This window comes from Bradyrhizobium sp. ISRA464, assembly GCF_029910095.1.
GTDB lineage: Bacteria > Pseudomonadota > Alphaproteobacteria > Rhizobiales > Xanthobacteraceae > Bradyrhizobium.
Genome location: NZ_CP094526.1, coordinates 6900248 through 6921355, shown reverse-complemented (window position 1 = coordinate 6921355; position 21108 = coordinate 6900248). Strand labels below are relative to the sequence as shown.

At 61.3% G+C, this 21108-nt stretch carries 21 protein-coding genes; 8 read left to right on the top strand and 13 right to left on the bottom strand.

Going from position 1 to position 21108, the window contains the following annotated elements:
• Positions 1–716: 716 nt before the first annotated feature.
• From istA to MTX19_RS32120, 7 genes are all read left to right on the top strand, one after another.
• Entirely contained in the window at positions 717–2027 is a 1311-nt protein-coding gene (istA, locus tag MTX19_RS32150) for an IS21 family transposase (RefSeq protein WP_280980572.1), read from the top strand.
• Entirely contained in the window at positions 2027–2884 is an 858-nt protein-coding gene (gene istB / locus MTX19_RS32145; RefSeq protein WP_280980571.1) for an IS21-like element helper ATPase IstB, read from the top strand. The genes istA and istB overlap by 1 nt, the downstream gene beginning before the upstream one ends.
• A 536-nt stretch (positions 2885–3420) precedes the next feature.
• Positions 3421–4467: an aromatic ring-hydroxylating dioxygenase subunit alpha gene (locus MTX19_RS32140; RefSeq protein ID WP_280980816.1), complete on the top strand. Its 1047-nt coding sequence runs from the start codon at positions 3421–3423 to the stop codon at positions 4465–4467.
• Between the two features lie 3 nt (positions 4468–4470).
• Positions 4471–5223, top strand: coding sequence for a GntR family transcriptional regulator (locus tag MTX19_RS32135; protein ID WP_280980815.1), 753 nt, complete (start codon positions 4471–4473; stop codon positions 5221–5223).
• A gap of 12 nt (positions 5224–5235) precedes the next feature.
• Positions 5236–6216, top strand: coding sequence for a PDR/VanB family oxidoreductase (locus tag MTX19_RS32130; protein WP_280980814.1), 981 nt, complete (start codon positions 5236–5238; stop codon positions 6214–6216).
• A gap of 542 nt (positions 6217–6758) precedes the next feature.
• Positions 6759–7481 (top strand): CBS domain-containing protein, encoded by a 723-nt coding sequence (locus MTX19_RS32125; RefSeq protein WP_280980813.1) that lies wholly within the window; start codon positions 6759–6761, stop codon positions 7479–7481.
• Positions 7482–7508: 27 nt separating this feature from the next.
• Positions 7509–7688 (top strand): hypothetical protein, encoded by a 180-nt coding sequence (locus MTX19_RS32120; protein WP_280980812.1) that lies wholly within the window; start codon positions 7509–7511, stop codon positions 7686–7688.
• A 352-nt stretch (positions 7689–8040) separates the two neighbouring features.
• On the opposite strand, the gene MTX19_RS32115 is transcribed toward MTX19_RS32120, so the two are convergent.
• The 4 genes from MTX19_RS32115 to MTX19_RS32100 all read right to left on the bottom strand — a co-directional run bounded on the left by MTX19_RS32115 (position 8041) and on the right by MTX19_RS32100 (position 10999).
• Positions 8041–8715 (bottom strand): helix-turn-helix domain-containing protein, encoded by a 675-nt coding sequence (locus tag MTX19_RS32115; RefSeq protein WP_280973503.1) that lies wholly within the window; start codon positions 8713–8715, stop codon positions 8041–8043.
• Positions 8716–9012: 297 nt separating this feature from the next.
• Positions 9013–9285 carry a hypothetical protein gene (locus MTX19_RS32110; RefSeq protein ID WP_280973502.1) on the bottom strand — a complete coding sequence of 91 codons (273 nt, stop codon included), beginning with the start codon at positions 9283–9285 and terminating at the stop codon, positions 9013–9015.
• An 8-nt stretch (positions 9286–9293) separates the two neighbouring features.
• Positions 9294–10691 (bottom strand): PAS domain S-box protein, encoded by a 1398-nt coding sequence (locus MTX19_RS32105; protein WP_280973501.1) that lies wholly within the window; start codon positions 10689–10691, stop codon positions 9294–9296.
• 176 nt (positions 10692–10867) lie between these two features.
• On the bottom strand, positions 10868–10999 hold the full coding sequence (locus tag MTX19_RS32100; RefSeq protein ID WP_280973500.1) for a hypothetical protein: 132 nt from the start codon (positions 10997–10999) through the stop codon (positions 10868–10870).
• Positions 11000–11212: 213 nt separating this feature from the next.
• Between MTX19_RS32100 and MTX19_RS32095 the strand changes: the two genes are divergently transcribed.
• On the top strand, positions 11213–11458 hold the full coding sequence (locus tag MTX19_RS32095) for a hypothetical protein (RefSeq protein ID WP_280980811.1): 246 nt from the start codon (positions 11213–11215) through the stop codon (positions 11456–11458).
• A gap of 148 nt (positions 11459–11606) precedes the next feature.
• Here the strand turns inward: MTX19_RS32095 and ccoS are convergent, their stop codons facing one another.
• The 9 genes from ccoS to MTX19_RS32050 form a co-directional block, all read right to left on the bottom strand.
• Complete coding sequence (ccoS, locus tag MTX19_RS32090; RefSeq protein ID WP_280973498.1) at positions 11607–11783, bottom strand: cbb3-type cytochrome oxidase assembly protein CcoS; 177 nt, start codon at positions 11781–11783, stop codon at positions 11607–11609.
• Complete coding sequence (locus MTX19_RS32085) at positions 11783–13969, bottom strand: heavy metal translocating P-type ATPase (protein WP_280973497.1); 2187 nt, start codon at positions 13967–13969, stop codon at positions 11783–11785. The genes ccoS and MTX19_RS32085 overlap by 1 nt, the downstream gene beginning before the upstream one ends.
• Positions 13970–13979: 10 nt before the next feature.
• Positions 13980–14480, bottom strand: coding sequence for a FixH family protein (locus MTX19_RS32080; RefSeq protein ID WP_280980810.1), 501 nt, complete (start codon positions 14478–14480; stop codon positions 13980–13982).
• 23 nt (positions 14481–14503) lie between these two features.
• Entirely contained in the window at positions 14504–15961 is a 1458-nt protein-coding gene (gene ccoG / locus MTX19_RS32075; protein WP_280980809.1) for a cytochrome c oxidase accessory protein CcoG, read from the bottom strand.
• Positions 15962–16063: 102 nt separating this feature from the next.
• Positions 16064–16936: a cytochrome-c oxidase, cbb3-type subunit III gene (gene ccoP / locus MTX19_RS32070; RefSeq protein WP_280973492.1), complete on the bottom strand. Its 873-nt coding sequence runs from the start codon at positions 16934–16936 to the stop codon at positions 16064–16066.
• A 6-nt stretch (positions 16937–16942) separates the two neighbouring features.
• Positions 16943–17107, bottom strand: coding sequence for a cbb3-type cytochrome c oxidase subunit 3 (locus MTX19_RS32065; RefSeq protein WP_280973491.1), 165 nt, complete (start codon positions 17105–17107; stop codon positions 16943–16945).
• Between the two features lie 10 nt (positions 17108–17117).
• Positions 17118–17852: a cytochrome-c oxidase, cbb3-type subunit II gene (gene ccoO / locus MTX19_RS32060; RefSeq protein ID WP_280973490.1), complete on the bottom strand. Its 735-nt coding sequence runs from the start codon at positions 17850–17852 to the stop codon at positions 17118–17120.
• Positions 17853–17860: 8 nt separating this feature from the next.
• Positions 17861–19483, bottom strand: coding sequence for a cytochrome-c oxidase, cbb3-type subunit I (gene ccoN / locus MTX19_RS32055; RefSeq protein ID WP_280978242.1), 1623 nt, complete (start codon positions 19481–19483; stop codon positions 17861–17863).
• A 1000-nt stretch (positions 19484–20483) separates the two neighbouring features.
• Positions 20484–20711 carry a hypothetical protein gene (locus tag MTX19_RS32050; RefSeq protein ID WP_280980808.1) on the bottom strand — a complete coding sequence of 76 codons (228 nt, stop codon included), beginning with the start codon at positions 20709–20711 and terminating at the stop codon, positions 20484–20486.
• Positions 20712–21108: the final 397 nt, after the last annotated feature.

Here is a 21108-nt window from a genome sequence, read left to right as displayed (position 1 = left end):
CGTAACATAGGCAGCTAGAAGAGTAGTCGTCGCTGGCGAGAACGACATCTGGCTCAATCTGAGGATTGTCGCACCTTGGTTGCTGTGAAAAGCTTCTGTCACACCAAAACCCCTGGGGGCGTCGACCTTGAGCTTGTCATATCAGTCGGCCTACACAGCGCCCGTGTTGCCCAAGCTCTACACTGTACCTCCGCCCCCAGGCTGGTAGCACGATGACCAACGGGCGTGGCGACATCTGATACATGGGATGCGATCGCAAAAGATCCTACCGAGCGCGTCTCAGCCGCAGGCAGATCTCACGTTTAAGGCGTGAGCTACGTGGCCACCATTCCTGGAGCGCGAGATTTTCTCCGTCGAGCTTGATTGGCTCGCCCAACCAGTTGGGCACGCGCTGCGCGCCGGAGCTCTCCTCGATGCAAACTGACGGATCGCAGTTATTTCTCGGGGGGGCGCGGTCGTTAGCTTTGCTGTCAGGCAGGTAAGGCTGGTCAGCGAAACGAGTAGTGCATGATAGTGACGGCAGCGCTTCGTTCACGCGTGGCTCAGGAGCGCCAAGTCACAGCGTTACTGACGTCATCCCAGAATGCTGGGCGAGATCGTCTCGGAACAATGAATGACAGGAGTGGAATCTGCTCCCGATGTCGCGCGCCATGGAAAACTGCCCCCTCGGCGTCACGAGGAATTGCCCCCTCCCTGGATAGCCGAGGAGAGAGCGAATGAACGAGGAACGAATCACGGAAGGCTCGTCGTGGAGTGATCCACGGGGGCAGGTGATGAAGACGCCGGATGACGTGGCGGAGATGTTGCGCCTGAGGGCGTGCGGGTGGGGTCTGAAGCGGATTGCGCGGCAGCTGGGCTGCAGCCATCACACGGTGAAGGACTACGTGGCGGCGGGCGGGGTGAAGCCGTTCAAGTCGCCTGACCGGGCGAAGCGGCTCGATGGCCTTGAAGGCTGGCTGCGCGAGAGGTTCATTCGGCATCGCGGCAATGCGGATGTGGTGCGCCAGGACCTGTTGGCCGAGAAAGGGGTAGCAATCAGCCGGCGAACGCTGCAACGCGCCGTGCAGCCCTATCGCCAGGCGCTGAAGGCGGAGGCGCTGGCGACGACGCGGTTCGAGACGCCCCCAGGCCGACAGCTGCAGATCGACTTCGGGGAGCGTCTGGTCGAGATCGGCGGGGTAAAGATCAAGGCATTCGTGTTCGTGGCGACGCTCGGGCATTCGCGGCGGCTGCATGTCCGTGCGTTCCGGGGCGAGAAGCAAGAGCACTGGTTCGCCGGGCTCGAGAGCGCATTCACGACCTTCGGCGGCGTGCCGGAGGAAGTGCTGATGGACAATCCACGCGCGCTCGTGGTGCGCCACGACGCGGTGAGCCGATCGGTTCAGTTCAACGACAAGCTCATCGCGTTTGCAAAGCATTGGGGCTTCCGTCCTCGCGCCTGCGCGCCGTATCGGGCGCGCACGAAGGGCAAGACGGAGAATGGCGTCGGCTACGTGAAGAAGAACGCGATCGCGGGGCATTCCTTCGCGAGCTGGGAGGCATTTGAGGTGCATCTCGCCGAGTGGGAGCGTGAGGTGGCGAACGTGCGTATCCATGGCACCACCGGCGAGGCGCCGATCGCTCGCTTTGTGCGTGACGAGGCACACCGGTTGAAGCCGCTCGGCGGGCTGCCGTCGTTCGGATTGTTGCGCGAACTGACCCGCGTCGTCGGCAACGATTGTGCCGTCGAGATCGACACGAACAGCTACTCGGTGCCGTGGCGGCTGATCGGCGAGCGCGTGGCGGTGACCGTTGCGGCCGGCGAGGTGCGCATCCGCCACGGCATGCGCGAGGTTGCGGTCCACAGGCAATCGGAAGGTCGCCGGCTGCGGATCGTCGATTCCGCCCACCTGGACGGGGTTGCCGGCCGCAATGGCGCGGTCTGCCGACCGGTAATCGCGACACCGACAGTGCCGGCGCCTTCTCCACTGCCCTCGTTATTGCGTCCTCTTGCCGAATACGAAGCAGCGATCGGAGGGAGCTTCTGATGGCGCGCACAAAGAAGGCTACCGAAGCACCAATCGATCGGCTCGACGCCATGCTGGCGCGATTGCAGCTATCCGGCATCCGCGACCAGCTCGACAACCTGCTCGATGAGGCGGCGCGCGCGAACCTATCGGCGCGTGAGACGCTGATCCTGCTGTGCGAGCGCGAGATCGCGCGCAAGGATCATCGCCGCATCGAGATGGCGCTGAAACTCGCACACTTCCCGGCCGTGAAGGAGCTTGCGGGCTTCGACTTCGAGGCGCAGCCGTCGATCGATCCGAAGCAGATCCGCGACCTGGCCGCGTCACGTTGGATCGCCAACGGCGAGAACGTGCTGCTGCTCGGCCCGCCAGGCGTCGGTAAGACGCACTTGTCGATCGCGCTCGGGCGAGAGGCGATCCTGGCCGGTTACACGGTGCAGTTCACCACGGCGACGACGCTGGTCGCTGGCCTCGCCAAGGCGCATGGTGAGCGGCGCCTGGACGAGAAACTGCTCGCGCTGGCGAAGCCAAAGCTGCTGATCGTCGACGAACTCGGCTACCTGCCGCTGGAGCCCGATGCGGCGCATCTGTTCTTCCAGCTGGTCAGCCGCCGCTACGAAACCGGCGCCATGCTGATCACGTCGAACCGCAGCGTTGCCGAATGGGGCACCGTGTTCGCCGATCCGGTGGTCGCCACCGCGATCCTCGACCGGCTCTTGCACCACAGCCACGTGCTGACCATCCGCGGCGACAGCTACCGGCTCCGCGCCAAGCGAAAGAGCGGCCTCATCAAGCCGCCCGCCGCTGACGGCCCTCCGGTCGGCTCCGCCTCCCTCCGTCCCGTCAGCGGCGGAGCCAATCTTCAACCGACATCATGAACCCGATGGTGGGGGCAGTTCTTCATGACGCAAAGGGGGCAGTTCCGGATGGCGTTTGACACCCGACACTGCAAAGCAGCGAACACCGATGGCCGTGACCAGTTGTACGCGCTGTCCGGCATTGGCGGCCTCTTCAGGTCGCGTTTGACTTGGCGATTCCGTGAGGTCGAGGACTCTACCGGCGTGTCACCTGCTCGCTGCAGAAGCCCCACGTATCCGCGACAGTATGTAGGGAAGGTGCTGATGGCGCGCCGATCTTGGCTTTGCCACAGCGGCGCGCCCTGTGGGGACGGAGGATCCGCATTTGGCGTTGCTCCCACCCTGACACGAAAGTCGGGTTCGCGGGCCAATTTCCATCAGCCGGGCAGGCAAAATGGAGATGCGCGACCGCGATGAGCCGACCTCGAAATGTATACAGAACCTGACGTGAATGCCGCCAGATGCAGGTTCTTTGTCAATATTTGACCCGATTTCATCTGTTATCGTGGAAGAAGTGGATACAGAATGTATCCATCGGTGAACAACGAGGACCGCCAATGGACCACTGTTTTCCAATGAATGCCTGGTACGCCGCTGCCTGGGATGCTGACGTGAAGCAGGCGCTATTGCCGCGTACCGTATGCGGCAAGCACGTCGCGATGTATCGCCGCAGCAACGGCGAGGTGGCTGCCTTGGAAGATGCCTGTTGGCATCGGCTGGTGCCGCTTTCAAAGGGGCGACTTGAGGGCGACGCTGTCGTCTGCGGCTACCATGGGTTGAAATTTAACGCGCAGGGGCGCTGCACCTTCATGCCCTCGCAAGACACAATCAACCCCTCCGCGTGCGTGCGTTCCTATCCTGTTGTCGAGCGTCATCGTTTCATCTGGCTATGGATGGGCGATCCCGCGCTGGCCGATCCACAATTGGTGCCGGACATGCACTGGAACGACGATTCCGCGTGGGCCGGCGACGGTAAGACCCTTCACCTCAAATGCGACTACCGTTTGGTCGTCGACAACCTCATGGATCTGACGCACGAAACGTTCGTCCACAGCGCCAGCATTGGCAATGACGCCATCGCGGAAGCGCCGTTCGATGTCACGCATGGCGAGAAGACCGTCACCGTCACGCGTTGGATGAAGGGAATTACCGCGCCGCCGTTCTGGGCCAAGCAATTGCAAAAGCCGGGTCCGGTGGACCGCTGGCAAATCATTCGTTTCGAGGCACCATGCACCATCAATATCGATGTCGGCGTCGCGCCCGCCGGGACGGGCGCACCCGAGGGCGATCGCTCGGCCGGTGTCAACGGTCTTGTCCTCAACACCATCACGCCGGAGACGGAAACGAGCTGTCACTACTTCTGGGCATTCGTGCGCAACTATCGGTTAGGCGAGCAGCGTCTCACCACCGAGCTCCGCGAAGGCGTTGCCGGCATTTTTCGGGAGGACGAGCTGATTCTTGAGGCGCAGCAGCGCGCGATCGCCGAAAACCCAGACCGGGTCTTCTACAACCTCAATATCGATGCGGGCGCGATGTGGGCACGCCGACTGATAGATCGCATGATTGGCGCGGAGCATCCGCCGCAACGGCAGGCGGCGGAGTAAGGCATGGCCGAGCGTGACAGCGATCGCGCCGTCTCGCAAACAGTGCGCGCGCAGCTCAGTTTGCGCGACCTGATCCTGTCGGGCGATTTGCGGCCAGGCGCGCGAATCTCAGAATTGCAGGCAGTGCAGGCCACCGGTGTCTCGCGCACGCCGGTGCGAATGGCGCTGGTGCGATTGGAGGAGGAGGGTCTTTTGGAAGCGATCCCCTCCGGCGGCTTCATGGTCAAGGCGTTCTCCGAGCGAGATGTCTTGGATTCGATCGAACTGCGCGGCACGTTGGAAGGACTTGCGGCGCGCTTTGCCGCCGAGCGAGGCGTCTCATCGCGCGATCTCGAATCCATGAAGGGTTGTCTCGACGAGATCGATACCCTGGTGCGGCAGGACCCGATCTCAGTCGAGGCCTTCGCCTCCTACGTCGCGCTCAATGCGCGTTTTCATGCGCAGCTCACCGAACTGTCGCGCAGCCCACCCCTGATCCGGCAGGTCGATCGCGCGTCGGCGCTCCCGTTCGCCTCGCCGAGCGGTTTTGTCATGACGCAGTCGACGCTGCCGGACGCTTCCCGGACGCTGCTGATCGCGCAGGATCAACATCGAGTCGTGATCGACGCAATCGAGAACCGCGAGGGGGCGCGGGCCGAAGCGGTCATGCGCGAGCACGCGCGGCTGGCCGCACGAAATCTGCGGCTGGTGCTCAAGAATAGGACACATTTCGATCTGCTCCCCGGACTGGCGCTCATCAGGACGGCAGGCGATTAGAGGAGGAACCGCATGCGCTTCATCGAAACACGGACGCCCGCCACCTTGATCGCGACACGCGATCTGACGACTTCAATCCGCGAGTTTCTGATCCGACCTGACAATTATAAGGGCGCGGCCTACCCGGTTGGAAGCCACATCGATGTTGCTGTCGTCGTCCATGGCCAGCCCGAGACGCGGTCCTACTCGCTGGTTGGTGAAGTGGACGGCGCCGGCTACCGTATTGCGGTGCGGCGGGCGGATGACTCACGTGGCGGCTCGCGCTACATGTGGTCGCTCGCGCCGGGGGCACGGCTGAACGTCACATTGCCGATCTCGTTGCTGCCGATTGACTGGGCGCGTCAACATTATTGCTTGGTCGCCGGCGGCATCGGCATTACGCCGCTGATCGGGGCGGCACAGGCGCTCGCCCGGCGCAATGCTGAGTTCATTCTGCATTATGTGGTGCGTTCGCGCGAGGATGCGGCCTATCTGGATGTTCTGGTCCCCTTGTTGAACGAGCGCCTTGTTGTCCATGCCGGCAACGAAAAGCGTCGCTTCGATCTCGCCGCGACGTTCGCGTCGCTGCCGCCTGATGCCATGACGCTGTTTTGTGGCCCGATGCGTATGCTCGATGCCGCGCGACGAGCTTGGATCGATGACGGGCGCGCATTGTCCGACCTGCGCTACGAGACTTTCGGTTCGAGCGGCTTGCTACCGACCGAAAGTTTTCGGGTGCGCCTTGCCGAACAGGGCGTCGAGATCGAAATTCCGCGCGATCGCTCGATGCTGGACGCGCTCAATGCGGCAGGTTACGAGGTGATTTCGGATTGCCGTCGCGGCGAGTGCGGCGTTTGCGCCATCAACCTCATCGGCGTCGACGGGGAGGTTGATCACCGTGACGTCTTCTTCAGCGAGCAGCAGAAACGCGCCAGCGAGAAGATCTGCGCATGTGTCTCGCGCGCCCGCGGTACCATCACGGTCGACATGCTGCTTCGCCCGGACGTCGTTTAGCCTCGCCTCAAGACGCCCGACGGCGGAAAAGCCGGAGTTTCAACGGAGGTCTCGGAGGAGCCAAGTCGTCCCACATCTGACCGTCCTCGGGCGTTCGGCAAAAATCGTGTCACTCGACACCGATCACGCTGACATTCAGCCCGCAATCCTGCCCATCGCAGTCGATGCAAGCCTCGATCTCTTGGCCCCGAGCCGCTATCGCCGTTCCCGTCTGCAGGAGGTCGTGCCGGCGGTGTCACGGCAAATGTGTTGCGCGGCATGACTGTAGCATGCCTCAGGTTGCACTGAAATGCGCAAGCAATGCCAGTCCAGACGCAATTTGCACGACCTTATTCTCTTGCGAGAGCGAAAGTCGGCCGACGACGGTCGCCTTCCTTGGAGAAGCTGAGCTACCCAACAACGGTCAGGCATGGACGCACCAATCTCCAGCTTAAGAACCTGAATGATAGATCCACAAGGCTGGCGTTGCTTCGATTGAGCTAAGTCAAAGCCTGCAGCGCAGGACGCCCTACCTTCAACTCATTAGGCTCAGGAGGCATTCCATGCGAGCTCACCAGGTCATGACGAAGAACGTCATCACGGTCACTCCTCAGACCTCGATCGAGAACGCCGCCAACATCATGCTACGCAACCACATCGGTGGGGTGCCGGTCGTAAACTCCGATGGCAGGCTTGTGGGCATCGTCTCGGAGAGTGATTTCCTGCGCCGCAGCGAGATCGGAACCGGACGCAAGCGTCCGGCCTGGCTGCAGTTCTTCCTTGGACCCGGCCGAGCAGCCGTCGACTTCATCCGTGAGCGGGGCCGCAAGGTGGAGGACGTGATGACGCTGGAGCCGATCACGGTCGAGGAAGAAGCATCGCTGGACGAGCTCGTGGGCCTGATGGAAAAGAAGAACGTCAAGCGCCTGCCAGTGATGCGCGGCAAGGACCTAGTCGGCATCGTGGCCCCTTCGAATCTGCTGCAGGCCGTTGCCAGCAAGGCGGCCGAGATCCCGGATCTAACTGCAGACGACGACCATATCCGCGACCGCATCGTTCAGCAGGTCAGCGCCACGGACTGGTGCCCGATTGGTTTTGAGGTCGCTGTGCGTAACGGCATTGTGCACCTTCACGGCGTCATCATCAGTCCTGATTTGCGCCGGGCAGCAATCGTGGCAGCGGAGAACGTCGCGGGCGTCAAGGACGTGCATGATCATTTCTGCTTTGTCGACACCTATTCCGGCTACCACCTTGAATTTCGGGAAGACGCGAAGGCCGCGAGTTAGTCCGCTACCTCATTTGGAAGCCAATCGATGTCCTGGATTGTTTGGATCTTCTTCATCATCGCAGCGCCGATCGCGGCGTTGCTGGTTACGCCGGACTCTGCGAATTTCGATATCGTGCAGGCTGTCCTTGCGATCATCCTGATGACCGCCCTGATCGGCCTCGGCGCGGCGTGGACAGCCTATCGCCGGCGAAGCGTCCGCCCATAGATAAGGTTGGCTTGGTGTCTTTGACCGGACGACAATTGTCATCTTGCGATCATCGGCCTGAACTTGATCAGGTCCGACAACGCCCTCGGCGTATCATATGGACCAAAGAAATGGCTGATCGACAGACTTGGCGCCCCATTCTCTTTTGCTGCCCGTGGACGGGGCGCACGGTACAGGGATTATTGTCCGAAGAGGTCTTCAGCTCTACCGGTTCAAGCAAGGATCGCTACGAGCCTGTCACATGCGTCGCCTGCGCGGCCACTCATTTCGTCAATCCGGTAACCGGAATTGTATTGGGAGCTGGCGCAAAGCGGTCGTGATGCCTCCGCATCAAACTAATCGACGGCGCCAATTACGCGTTCAGCCGATTCAGGACGGCTTCGTCGCGCAACTGGATGCGTCGGGATGTTTCGAGTGTAATGATGCCGGATTGTACGAACTGGGTAAATGTGCGCGACACGGTCTCGATCGTCAATCCAAGGTAATCGGCAATGTCCCGCCGCGACATTGGCAACTCAATCACGGCATCGCGGCAGCTGCGGCCGGACATTTCCAGCAAAAATCCGGCGACCCGCTCTTCGGCGCTCTTGATCAGGACAAGGGAATGCTCCTGGACCCTCTGCAACTCCCGCACCGTGAGCGTCCAAAGCTGCGCGGCGAAATCCTTTTCGCGCTCGGCGCGAGCCATTAGGCTGCTGCGTTTCACCACGAGCACCTCGGCATCATTAAGGGCTTCGGCGGACGACAGGTGAACCTCGCCGGCCTCGACGCCGAAGATGTCTCCAGGCAGGTAAAAACCGCAGATCTGGCGTCGGCCATCATCCAGCATACGATAGGTGCGCACGGCTCCAGAAATGGCCTGATAAAGGTATTCGGCTGGCTCATCTTCACCGTAAATCTCAGCGTTGCGGGCAAATCGCATCGCTGCCCCCATCAGAGCCCGCGGACTGTCTTTTTGGGCTACACCTGAGCGCAACAGCGGAAGGGAACGACTATACTTTTGGGAATTGGCGGCCGTCATGAGCATGGCAAAACTCCGGTTCGATCCTTCACGATCGGAAGTCTGCCTCTTTTTAATGTTTCCGAAATCTCGGTCGGTCCCCTAAGTACAATTCCGGAGGGCCGCAGGGAGTTACCGACCGGCGTCGAGCGCTGGTTACCTGTCAGCTTCGCTCGAGGTGCAATCGTTGCGGCGCACCTCTCATCTGCTTAACTTGCAATTGTGGAGAAGATGGCGAGTGGATCTCTCGCGGCGTCGGCTAGCCGTCCAGCCTTATTCACGCGAGGTCCCGAATCCGATGCGCGATCTGCGGTTCATAGTCCATCAGACGCTCCAGATACCGTCCAGGGTCGTATCCCCCGAACAGATCGATGGTACAACATCGGCCTTGATTTTTCTGATCTGAACCCGGGCAAATCTGCTCTCGCGGTTGTCTGCTCGGCTTGTCTTACCAACGCGCAACCGTTCTTCTATCAGGCTAACAATTCCGATCTGCTGCTCGTCTCGCTCTTCGCCTGCGGACATTCGTCGACGGTGATTCGCTTCCTTCCATAGACATCTGAGGGGACGCGATGCCTTGGCTTCATCGGCGCGCATCACAGATCTCATCGCTCGTGCAGTTCCGGCTCGGCAAAGGGCAAGGTGAACTCGAACACAGTACCGCCGTCATTGTGAGACCGGGCGGAGATGCGGCCACCATGCGATTCGATGATCGTGCGGCAGATGGAGAGGCCGACGCCCATTCCGTTCGGCTTGCTGGTGACAAACGGCTGAAACAACTGCCGCGCGATCTCCGGGTTGATCCCCGTGCCGGTATCGGCCACCGAGAAGAATGCGGTGTTGTTCCTGTTTCTGACTTCGATTGTGAGTTCGCGACGGCTCGTTGTCTCCATTGCCTCAACTGCATTCCTGATCAGGTTGAGCGCAACCTGCTGGATCTGGATCTTGTCGACGATGATATCCGGAAGGTCGCGATCGCAATGAAGCGAAACCCGGACGCCTTGCTCCCTCGCGCCCACAAGCGCCAATGCCGCGGCTTCTTCCAGCAGCACGGCTGGATTTTCCAAGGTTTGCTGGGTTTCGCCCTTCGCAACGAACTCTCGCAACCGCTTGATGATGTCGCCGGCGCGCAGTGTTTGGGCGGCGCTACGATCCAGCGCTTCGATGACTCTCTGCTTATCGACATGCTCTGACTTCAGCAGCGTCGCTGCACCGCGAAGGTAGCTCGTGATCGCAGACAGAGGTTGATTGAGCTCATGAGCCAGCGAGGACGCCATCTCGCCCATCGCGGTCAGGCGCGACACGTGGACCAGCTCCGATTGCAACTCCTGCATGCGCCGTTCCTCGCTCCTGCGCTCGGTCAGATCACGGATGAACCCTGTAAAGAACCTTTCCGCACCGACCCTGGCCTCGCCGACCGCCAGCTCCATCGGAAAAGTCGAGCCATCCCTGCGCTCTCCGACAACAATCCGCCCGATGCCGATAATGCGACGTTCACCCGTGTTCCGGTATCGGTGCAGATAGTTGTCATGTTCATCCCGATAGGGCGTGGGCATCAGGATCGAGACGTTCTTCCCGATGACCTCCGCGGCTGCCCAGCCGAACAGCCGCTCGGCAGCGACGCTGAAGGAGCGCATGATCCCATTCTCATCGATCACGATCATCGCTTCCGGCACAGTGTCCAGGATGGATTGTAGCTGCGCCTGCCGATAGCGTGCATCCTCCGACTCGCGCGAAAGCCGGTCTCCGACGAAGCCGAGTATCGGACCCAGAACGGCGAATGACAACACGTCGATCAGATCAGCCGGATCTGCATGGAGTCTATTTCCGAGGAAGAATAGTGTGGCCCCAAGACACAGGACTGTCGCGAGGAGCGCCGGGCCACGTCCGCCAGCCAGGGCGGCAAACATCACGGCCGGGACGTAGATGACAGTGAAACTGCGTCCTTCGAAATAGCGGTCCAGCACGAGCCGGACGGCAAACACAAGTAGCGTTGCAGCCACAGCCGATCCATACCTAAGCCAGAAGCGACATCGCATTGTCATCAAGCTGTTTGCCTCGCAAACTTTCGCTTCTCGGGCGATTTCTATCTATATAGCCCAAAGCGGCTGGTCACTCCTATCCGCTTGTGTCAATATACCAAAGCTCGCAACGGCTCTACTCTTGTCGATGCCTTCACTCACCATCGCCTGTTATCCCAACCATCGATTGCTCCGAAGGTGAGCGGATGCACGTCGTCGTCATCGACATCCGTCATGTTGCCATCGAATGGTACTGTCGAGATCGCCTTCGAGACTGCGCTGTCCTTCATGTGTCTTGCCCGGCTTTGAGCAAACCTTGACAGCGTTGATACAACTCGTTGATGTAGCAATTGGCCGCACGAGTCCAGTGACGCAGGTCAGCGTTGCCGTCGCTTCCGTCCGAAGCTGCCAATCCGTCTTTTGCTGTCTGATTGCGCCACATCAACTGCTCTGGCGATCCAAACTGTCATGCTCGACGTCATCGTTCACAGATGAAGCCCGGCATGCGTCGAACATTCAATGTCATCTTTCGTTGGCTCACTTTGCTGGGATGGCGGGACGTCACGACCGCTCCATTCGACTGTGCGATCGAACTTGCAGTGTTCGATGTCGATCCGCGCAGGCTGGCGTTTCCCTGCCTGCGCCACGGCGACGCATGGGTCGACGCCACAACAATGCAGCCCATAGAGGTCTCGCCGACGCACTGGCGCTACTGGCAACCCGAGGTCCTGCCGATGAGTTGCTGCTGACCATGTCTCGGCTTGCATCCATCGACAGATTGCTCGCAGTTCTGAACCTGCGGTCGCATCGTGCGACGTCTTGCTGGCGAATGGCCGCCGGCCTGATCCTGGCGTTTGCCTGTACCGCGCTGACCGTCGCTGCCGCGGTCGCGCTGGTTCATTTCCACCACTCGGATACGCCGTGATCGGTGACAGGCTCGTCATCGGCGATGGCACGCCACGCCGCGCCGTCGAGGTCGTCATACTGGCCGCTCTTGAGCGACCAGAGAAATCCGAGCAGGCCGAGGAAGCCCAGGGCGAGCGCGAGCGGAACCAGATAGACCAGGACTTCCATCAGACAGCCTCCCTCGCTCGCGCCCTCAGCGCATTGAGCATGACCAACAGCGACGAGCCAGACATCGCCGCTGCGGAAATCAGCGGCGTAACGAGGCCGGCGATCGCAACCGGCACCGCCAGCGCATTGTAGATCACGGCAAGCCAGAGGTTCTGGCGCATCAGATGCAGCGCCTTGCGCGAGACCTTGACCGCCACCAGCACCGGCGCGAGACAGTCGCCGAGGAAGACCGCATCCGCGACGGCCTGGCTCATGTGAGTGGCGCTGACCGGTGACATCGAAGCGTGTGCTGCGGCGAGTGCAGGCGCATCGTTGAGGCCGTCGCCGACCATCAATACCTTGCAGCCCCCTCGCGCCAGTTCCTCAATGCGCGCGATCTTGTCGACCGGAAAGACCTCGGCGCGCCATTCGTGGATGCCGAGCATTCCGGCCGCGAACCGCACCGCAGGTTCACGATCACCGGAGACGATCTCGACCGCGATGCCGAGGCGATTGAGGTTCGCGATAATCTCAGCCGCGTCCGGCCGCATCTGTTGCCGAACGGCAAAGACGAAGGTCGCGTCGCCATGGCTGAATGCGACAATGGACGCCTCGGGATCACGGCTGAGCATCTCGTTGGCGAGGTTCTCGGCGTTGCAGAACGAGGGCCGGCCAAGCCGGATCGGCTGCCCGTCATGATAGCCCCGAACGCCTTGCCCCGGCTCCTCCTCGATATCAGTCAATGGCTCGGTGGCACCCGCGGCGCGCGCCACGGCAGCGGCGACCGGATGGCGGCTCGACAGCGCCAATCGGCCTGCGATCTCGACGACGTTGTCGGGAAGGTTCGCCAGATTGGCAACATCGAGCTCGGGGAGCGTCAGCGTACCCGTCTTGTCGAAGATGACCCGGTCGATCTCGGCGATGCGCTCGATCGCGTCGCCGGCATTAAGCAACACGCCGGAACCGAACAGCGCGCCGGACGCGACCGTCTGCACAGCCGGGATCGCAAGGCCCAGCGCGCAGGGACAGGTGATGATCAACACTGCGATCGCCGTGACGATCGAATCGTGAAGCGTTGCACCGTAGGCGAGCCAGCCCACCATCGTCAGAAAGGCGGCTGCGTGCACGACCGGGGCATAAAGCCGCGATGCGCGCTCTGCGAGGCGCAAATAGCGTGAGCGCGCCTGCAGCGCTTGGTCGAGCAGCCGAGAGATCTCGGCAAGCAGCGTGTTCTCCGAGGCCGCCGCCGCGCGGACACGGAGCGTACCCGACCGCACCAAAGTACCGGCGAAGACCGCGCTGCCCGGCGCTGCGCTCACCGGCAGGGTCTCGCCGGTGATTAGGCTCTGATCAATCTCCGAGCGTCCCTCGATCACGTTGCCGTCTACCGCACAGCGTTCGCCGGGCCTCAGCAGTACGATGTCGCCGGGCCTGATCGCCGCGGCGGGTACCGTCTTGATCTCCGTGGAGCTGATGAACTTCGTCGCGGTCTCCGCCTTCAGTGCGGCGAGATTACCAGCGAAGGTGCGGGTACGCCGCCGCATGTTCTGGTCGAGATAGCGGCCCGCGAGCAAAAAGGCGATCAGCATGATCGCTGCGTCGAAATAGGCGTGTTCGGCGTGGCTGATGGTCTCGACAACCGACATCGCCAAGGCGAGCACGATGCCGATACTGATCGGGACGTCCATGTTGACACCCCGCGCGCGCAACGCAGACCACGCGGAAGCAAAGAACGGTTGCGCCGCATAGGCCGCGGCCGGTAAGACGATCAACGCCGACAGCCAGTGGAAGAAGTCGCGCTGCTCCGGCAGCATGTCCGAGACGTTGCCGGACCAGACTGGAATTGACAGCATCATCACGTTCATCGCGGCAAAAGCGGCGACGCCGAGCCGACGCAGCAGGCCCTGGGCTCGCTGGGCTTCGCGATACTCGGCATCGTCCTGCTTGAATGGATGGGCCTTGTAGCCGAGTTCCGCCAAGCGCTTCACGAACAGTGCCGGATCAAGCGCGCCCGGCCTCCACTCCAGCGCCAGCCGACTATCGGCGAGGTTCACACGCGCAGAAACCACATCCGGAATACTGGATAGGTTGCGCTCGATCTTGGCCATGCAGCCGGCGCAATTGATACCTTCAACTGCGAGATCAAGGTGAACGAGTCCCTCACCCGCACCTTTCAAATAGTGGGAGAAGTCGACTTCCGCCTGCATGCGCGCTGCCTCAATCCAGGACGATACGATTCTTCGACAGAAACATGCGGCGGCCGCCGGCGTCGCCCTCGATCACGAGGTCCCATTGTCCGGCGGCGACGCCGTCGACGCTGCCGCGGTAGCGGCCGTGATCGGCTTCGGTCATCTCGATCGCGTGGTCGGCGCGGTCGTCGGTCGGCCGCTCCAGCCGCGCGATGAAGGTCATTCCGGCAAGTGGGGTCCCAGCGTGGTCGCGAGCCTCGATCGCAAGCGACGCCGCGCCATCGGATCGCCGCTCGACATGAGCTTCAATCCGCCAGTTGCGCTCATTCTGTCGCCTCGCGGCGACGATCTCACGCTGGTAGGCGAGACTTGCGCGATAGGCGCTATCGACCTCCGTTCCCGGCAGGGTCGCGATCGCAAAGCGGATCATGACCACGTTGACACTGATGACGACCGCGAAGAATGCGACCGTCGCGATCAGGACGAAGCGTCCGGTAATCGGTCGCGCGCTTGGTGTCGTTATGCTCATTGTGGCGTTTCCATCGGCGGTCGTTATGGGAGAACGAAATGATCAGTTGCCGAGGCGACCTCTCCTAGACCGATATCGGTTATGCGGAACCTAATCGGCACGGATTTGTCGGCATTCGCCGCGAACGGTGCGGTCACCAGTACGCGCAGCTCGCTGCTGGTATCGCGTGCAAGAACGATCATTGGACGATCCGGCGTCACCGAATCGATGCCAATGACGTGGAACTTGGCGGCCGGCGGCCCATCGACATCGATCGCGATGACGCGGTCGAAGCCGCGCTTGTTCAGAAAACGCAACGTGTAGCCGTTGCGGATCGAACCATCGCTGAGGCGCACCGCCACCGGATTGCGGTCATGCAGCACGTTGATGTCCAGCAAGGTCCGGGACATCAGGGCGTAGAGCATCACCGCGCAGACCACGGTGATCAGGCCGGCATAGACGACCGTCCGCGCCCGAACCGGCTTGAAGATCTCTTGCTTGCCGGCAGTGCGGCGCTGGATATTGATGTCGTTGTCATAGCCGATCAGGCCGGTCTTGCGGCCGACCTTGGTCATCACCGCATCGCACGCATCGACGCACAGGCCGCACTGGATACAGCCAAGTTGTGCGCCATCGCGGATGTCGATCCCGGTCGGGCAGACCGCCACGCACTGATTGCAGTCGATGCAATCGCCGGCCTTTTCCCCAAGCGCCCGGATGTCGAAAGCCTTCTTCACCGAGCAGCGCGGCTCGCCACGATCATATTTGTAGGTGACGTTGAGCGCCCATTCATCGGTCAGCGCCGCCTGAATGCGCGGCCACGGGCACATATAGACGCAGACCTGCTCTCGCATGTAGCCGGCCAGGAGATAGGTCGAGGCGGTCAGGATCGCGATCCAGATATAGGCGAGCGCGGGTGCCTGGAGGGTGGCGAGGTCGCGTACCAATGTCGGGGCGTCGGAAAAGTACAGCACCCAGGCACCGCCGGTCCACCACGCGATCACGAGCCAGATCGCATGTTTGAGCACGCGCCGACCGGCCCGCTTCACGGTCATCGGTCCGGCATCGGCCTTGATCTGTTCGCGACGGCCGCCTTCCACGAAGCGCCCGACGGCATAGAACAGATCGGTCCAGACCGTCTGCGGGCAGAGATAGCCGCACCAGATGCGGCCGCCCAGCGCGTTCATCAGGAACAGCGTGAAAGCCGCGAGCACGAGCAGGCCGGTGAAATAATAGACCTCCTGCGGCCACAGCTCGATGAAGAAGAAATAGAAGCGTCGGTTGGGAAAATCGATCAGTACGGCCTGATCGGGCGCGCCGAGGCCGCGATGCCAACGCATAAACGGCAGCAGGTAATAGATTCCCAGGCAGACGGCCATCAGCCGCCACTTGATGGAGCGGAACCGTCCCGACACGCTCTGTGGAAACACCTTCTTGCGAGGCGCGTAGAGCGGTCCGGTTTCGCCGGTCATGAGTTCATCGGGCGGCACGGGCTTGTTCATGCGTCTGCTCGGGTGAGACGGTTAGTCGATGCTACATCGACGTCTCGGTGCCGATTTGACCTCGATCAGCAGTCTCGGAAATGGCACCCGCTATGGCGGCGGTTACTTGCCGCCTCCTAGCGAGTGCACATAGACGGTCAGCGCCTTGATGGTGACCGGATCCAGACGACCGACCCAAGCCGGCATCACGCCGGCGCGGCCGTTGGTGATGGTCTCGATCAGTGTCGCCTCGTCGGAGCCATATAGCCAGATCTGGTCGGTCAAGTTGGGCGCACCGACCTCCTGATTGCCCTTGGCATTGTCGCCATGGCAGCTCGCGCAGTTCTCGGCGAAGGTCTTCTCGCCGGCCGCCGCATCGAAGTTCGGCGCGGTGGAAAGACCGGAGAGCGAGCGCACATAGTTGGCAACGGTGACGATCTCATCCTTCTTGAGGATCCCGTCCCGTCCGAATGCCAGCATCTGGCCTTCATGCGCCTTGGCATGTCCGGACCGCGCCCCGAACTGAATCGTCTGCGTGATCTGGTCGAGCGTGCCGCCCCACAGCCAATCGTCGTCGTTGAGATTGGGAAATCCCTTGGCGCCAGCGGCTCCGCTGCCGTGACATGGCGCGCAATTGTCCGCGAACACGGTCTTTCCGCGAGCGCGCGCAAGCGCCAGCAGGGCTGGATCATTCTCGATCGCGGCCAGGGAAGCGCTGCCGAGGACTGCCATTTTCTCACCACGCAGCTCCTCGAGGTCGGCCAGGTCGGTCGCGACGCTGGCGCGGGTCGAGTAGTGGAGCAGTCCGGAGGTATAGCCCGAGACGAGCGGCCAGGCCGGATAGACGAGCCAATAGCTGATCGCCCAAATGATCGTGGCGTAGAACGTCAATATCCACCACCGTGGCAGCGGCGTATTCAGCTCTTTGATGCCGTCCCACTCGTGACCGGTCGTGCTGCGGCCGGAAACATGGTCAATCTCGCTATGCTCGCTCATGATCGATCAATCCTCCCGCAGCGGCATCCGGGCTGCGGCATCGAAGAGAGATTTGTTGCGGGGCCAAAGCGCGTAGGCGACGATGGCGATGAAGAGTCCGACAAAGATGGGGGTCCAGACCGTGCCGACCAGGCTCGACGCAAAATTCTCGACCTGAATGATCGCTTTCATTCTCGTGCCCTCAGCGCAAATTGGCTTTTTCGTTGTAGAGCTTGAAGTCGACGAGCGTGCCGAGCATCTGCAAATAGGCGATCAGCGCGTCGAGCTCGGTCGGATTGCCGCCCTTGCCGTCGAAGTTGCGAACCAGAGCCTTCGGATAACGCTTCTGGAACGCGTCGGAGCCAGCACTGTCGGGATCGGTCTGCGCCTTCAGGTCGGCGGCCGCGTTGGCGATCTGCTCGTCGGTATAGGGAACGCCGACCGCGCGATTCGTGCGCAGATGAGCCGCAATATCGGACGCGTCGAGTTCAGCCTTTGCGAGCGACGGATATCCGGGCATCACCGACTGCGGCACGATCGCCCGCGGGTCGGTCAAATGGGTGACGTGCCAATCGTCGGAATATTTGCCGCCGACGCGCGCCAGATCGGGCCCGGTGCGCTTGGAGCCCCACTGGAACGGATGGTCGTACATGCTTTCCGCGGCCAGCGAGTAGTGACCGTAACGCTCGACCTCATCACGCAGCGGCCGAATCATCTGCGAATGACAGAGATAGCACCCCTCGCGGACGTAGATGTTGCGACCTGCAAGTTCGAGCGGGGTGTAGGGCCGCACGCCGTCGACCGCCTCGATCGTGCTCTTGAGGTAGAACAGCGGGGTAATCTCGACCAGCCCGCCGATCGCGATGACGAGGAGAATACCCGCGATCAGGATGATCGAGTTCTTCTCAAAGATCTTGTGTCGGTTCCAGAGAGACATCGTGCGACCTATTCAGCAGGCTGGAGGAGGCCGGCGCCCTCGGTCTCATTGATCTTGCCGGCATTGACCGTCATCCAGAGATTGAAGGCCATGATCAGCGCGCCGACCAGGAACAGCGCGCCGCCCGCAGCGCGGATGATGTAGAAGGGATGCATCGCCTCGACGGATTCGATGAAGGAGTATTCAAGGAAGCCAAGAGACGTATAGGCCCGCCACATCAGGCCCTGCAGGATCCCCGAGACCCACATCGCGGAGATGTAGAGCACGATGCCGATCGTCGAGATCCAGAAGTGCCAGCTGACCAGCTTCAGGCTGTAGAGCGACCGATTCCAGATCCAGGGCACGAGACAATACAGCGCACCGAACGAGACGAAGCCGACCCAGCCCAGCGCGCCGGAATGCACATGACCGATCGTCCAGTCCGTGTAGTGGCTGAGCGAATTGACGACTTTGATCGACATCATCGGGCCTTCGAAGGTCGACATGCCGTAAAAAGCGACCGAGACCACCAGCATGCGCAGCACAGGGTCGGTACGCAGTTTGTCCCAGGCTCCCGACAGCGTCATCAGGCCGTTGATCATGCCTCCCCAGGAAGGCATCCAGAGCATGATGGAGAACGTCATGCCGAGCGTCTGGGTCCAGTCGGGCAACGCGGTGTAGTGCAAGTGGTGTGGACCGGCCCAGATGTACAGGAAGATCAGGGCCCAGAAGTGGATGATGGAGAGCCGATAGGAATAGATCGGACGCTCGGCCCGCTTCGGAATGAAGTAGTACATGATCGCCAAGAAGCCTGCAGTCAGGAAGAAGCCGACCGCATTGTGGCCGTACCACCACTGGAACATGGCGTCCTGCACGCCGCCCCAGGCGATGTAGGACTTGGACCCGAGAAACGAGACCGGAAGCGCTGGATTATTGCCAAGATGCAGGACCGCGATGGTGATGATGAACGCGAGATAAAACCAGTTGGCTACGAAGATATGCGGCTCGTTGCGCTTCACGAGCGTCATCAAGAACACGAGCAGATATGTGACCCAGACGATCGCCAGCCAAAGGTCGGCATACCATTCCGGCTCGGCATATTCCTTCGACTGCGTCACGCCGAGCAAATATCCGCTACCGGCGACCAGGATGAAGAAGTTGTAGCCAACCACCACGAACCAGGGTGCAAGGTCGCCCGCAAGACGCGTGCGGCAGGTCTTCTGCACGACGTAGAAAGAGGTCGCGATCAAGACGTTGCCGCCGAATGCGAAGACCACCGCCGAGGTGTGCAGCGGGCGCAGCCGACCGAATGTAGTCCATGGCAGGTTGAAGTTGAGCGCGGGCCACGCCAGTTGGAGGGCAATCAGTAGGCCCACCGTAAAGCCGGCAATGCCCCAGAACATTGCCATTGTGGAAGCGAATTTGATCGGACCGAGATAGTAGTTCGGCCTGCCGCCGATCGCTTGCGGCGGCAACGTGGCCGGACGATCATAGTAGCGATTGAGGATCACGGCCGCAGCGATCAGGCCCGCTACTGAGGCAAGCGAGGCATGAAACGTAAAGGCCGCGTCGTGTCCCATTGCCGCGGCAAAAAAACTGGTGAAGGCAAGGACTGCGGATGCAGACATCAGGCAGGCTTCACCCGTCGTCATCGACTTTGAAACAGGGGGCGGACTAGTCATGTCGAGGCTTTCCTTGAATGCGAGGAAGCTTGGGAAACCAGGGTGGCCAGTCACCAGATTGAGTGACGTTAATCGCCGAACGAGGGCACTTGTCGTCCATTGCGCGGCCAAGCGCTCTCAATGTCAGTTCGTCCGGGCGGCATCTCGGCGGGCTCGCCCGCTCTCTACGAAGCTCTGCACCACGGGGCAGCTTTTCGAGACACAAGCCGCATATTCCCTGAAGGTCGCCTGGCGCCTCATTGCGCGAGGTGACGAGCGCGCCTTCCGATGAGCGGGCATGCGCCAGACGCCTCCGCAGAAGTGCAGGAGTGGTCGGCCGGAGGGGCAGGGCGCGGAAATCCCACCTGGAGAGCCTTGGTTCGCGCGCGACCTCCTCGACCGGCCGGTCGGTCATTTGAGAAAAGTCCGCTGCTGGGACCGCAGCGAACGCAGACGATCGAGGGCGCGCTCTAACAGCGGAGATGCGTTGCTGTTTGATTGAATGACCATTCTTTGCACCCATTGGCCCTCCGTAGCGGATGGTCGCAGGTGCAGGTTTGATCTGCGTCAAATGAAGGTCACAACGATCGAGAAACGCAGTCCACGTGCCGTATTGAACTGGTCTATACCTGCGCGTTAAAAAGGTGTTCGTGGCCACATGCACAATTGGCGCGGGTCGCCCGTCAGCACCGGCTTCTGCCAGCGCTTGGAAGTGGCACATCAGCCCTTTGCTGATCTGCCTTGGCTGTCGATCCGCGCCGCGAAAGGATCGTTTTCAATCGTTAAATTGGGCCGGCCGGCAAACTCCTCATCGATCAACATAGCTGCGCTGAGAAGCCCAGCCTGCTCGACCTGGCGCGGGTCTGATTTTCAGCTTTTGCAACCGCGCAAAACCGAGAATACGAGTTTGTCAGGTGTAAGAGATGCGACCGCAGCGCAGTTCAATCACCGTGTGGCGGCGAGCAGCACTGTCCAAAAAAAAGTTCCGCGCCTAGCCGCCCCATCCCGGCGGTAACGCCGGAGGCGTTCGAAGCTCCATCGCGTCCGCAAAGATGGTCCAGTCGCGGACGCCCTTCTGTTTGCAGAAATCGGCCTCTGCCTGCTGGGCCGCTGCGGTGAGAGAGGTGGCATCGACCTTGAATGCCGCCTGGCAAGCGCGATGTTCGTGACCTGTGTCGTCGCAAACCGTCTTGATAAATCGAATATCGAATGATGGCATCGCTATCTCTCTTGTGAGCTGCTCAAGTCTACGGATGTTGCCATCGGAGATCGATCTCTGTCTTGATCTGCCGCAACAGGTATGGCCCAAGAAGCGAGCGGGATCCGCCACCCCGAGACCGGCAGCCGGTCCCACAGCACGCTGTGTCGACTAGCTAGGGCCATGATCGATATCAGCGATTCCATCATGGGAATCAGCCACCAGGTTCGTGGGAGGCTTTCCGAGCCGCCTTATGGCGGTGAACGGACGAGGTGTAGAGGTCAATATGCACGGATGCTCGCGCACGTCCTGGGGATCACGGCCGGGTCAGGCAAGCGCCGCCAACTCTCCCAGCGCACGGTTCTCTCCCATTGTCGCATCTGGGCTGGGTCGTGACGACATTCCCACATTGATGCAT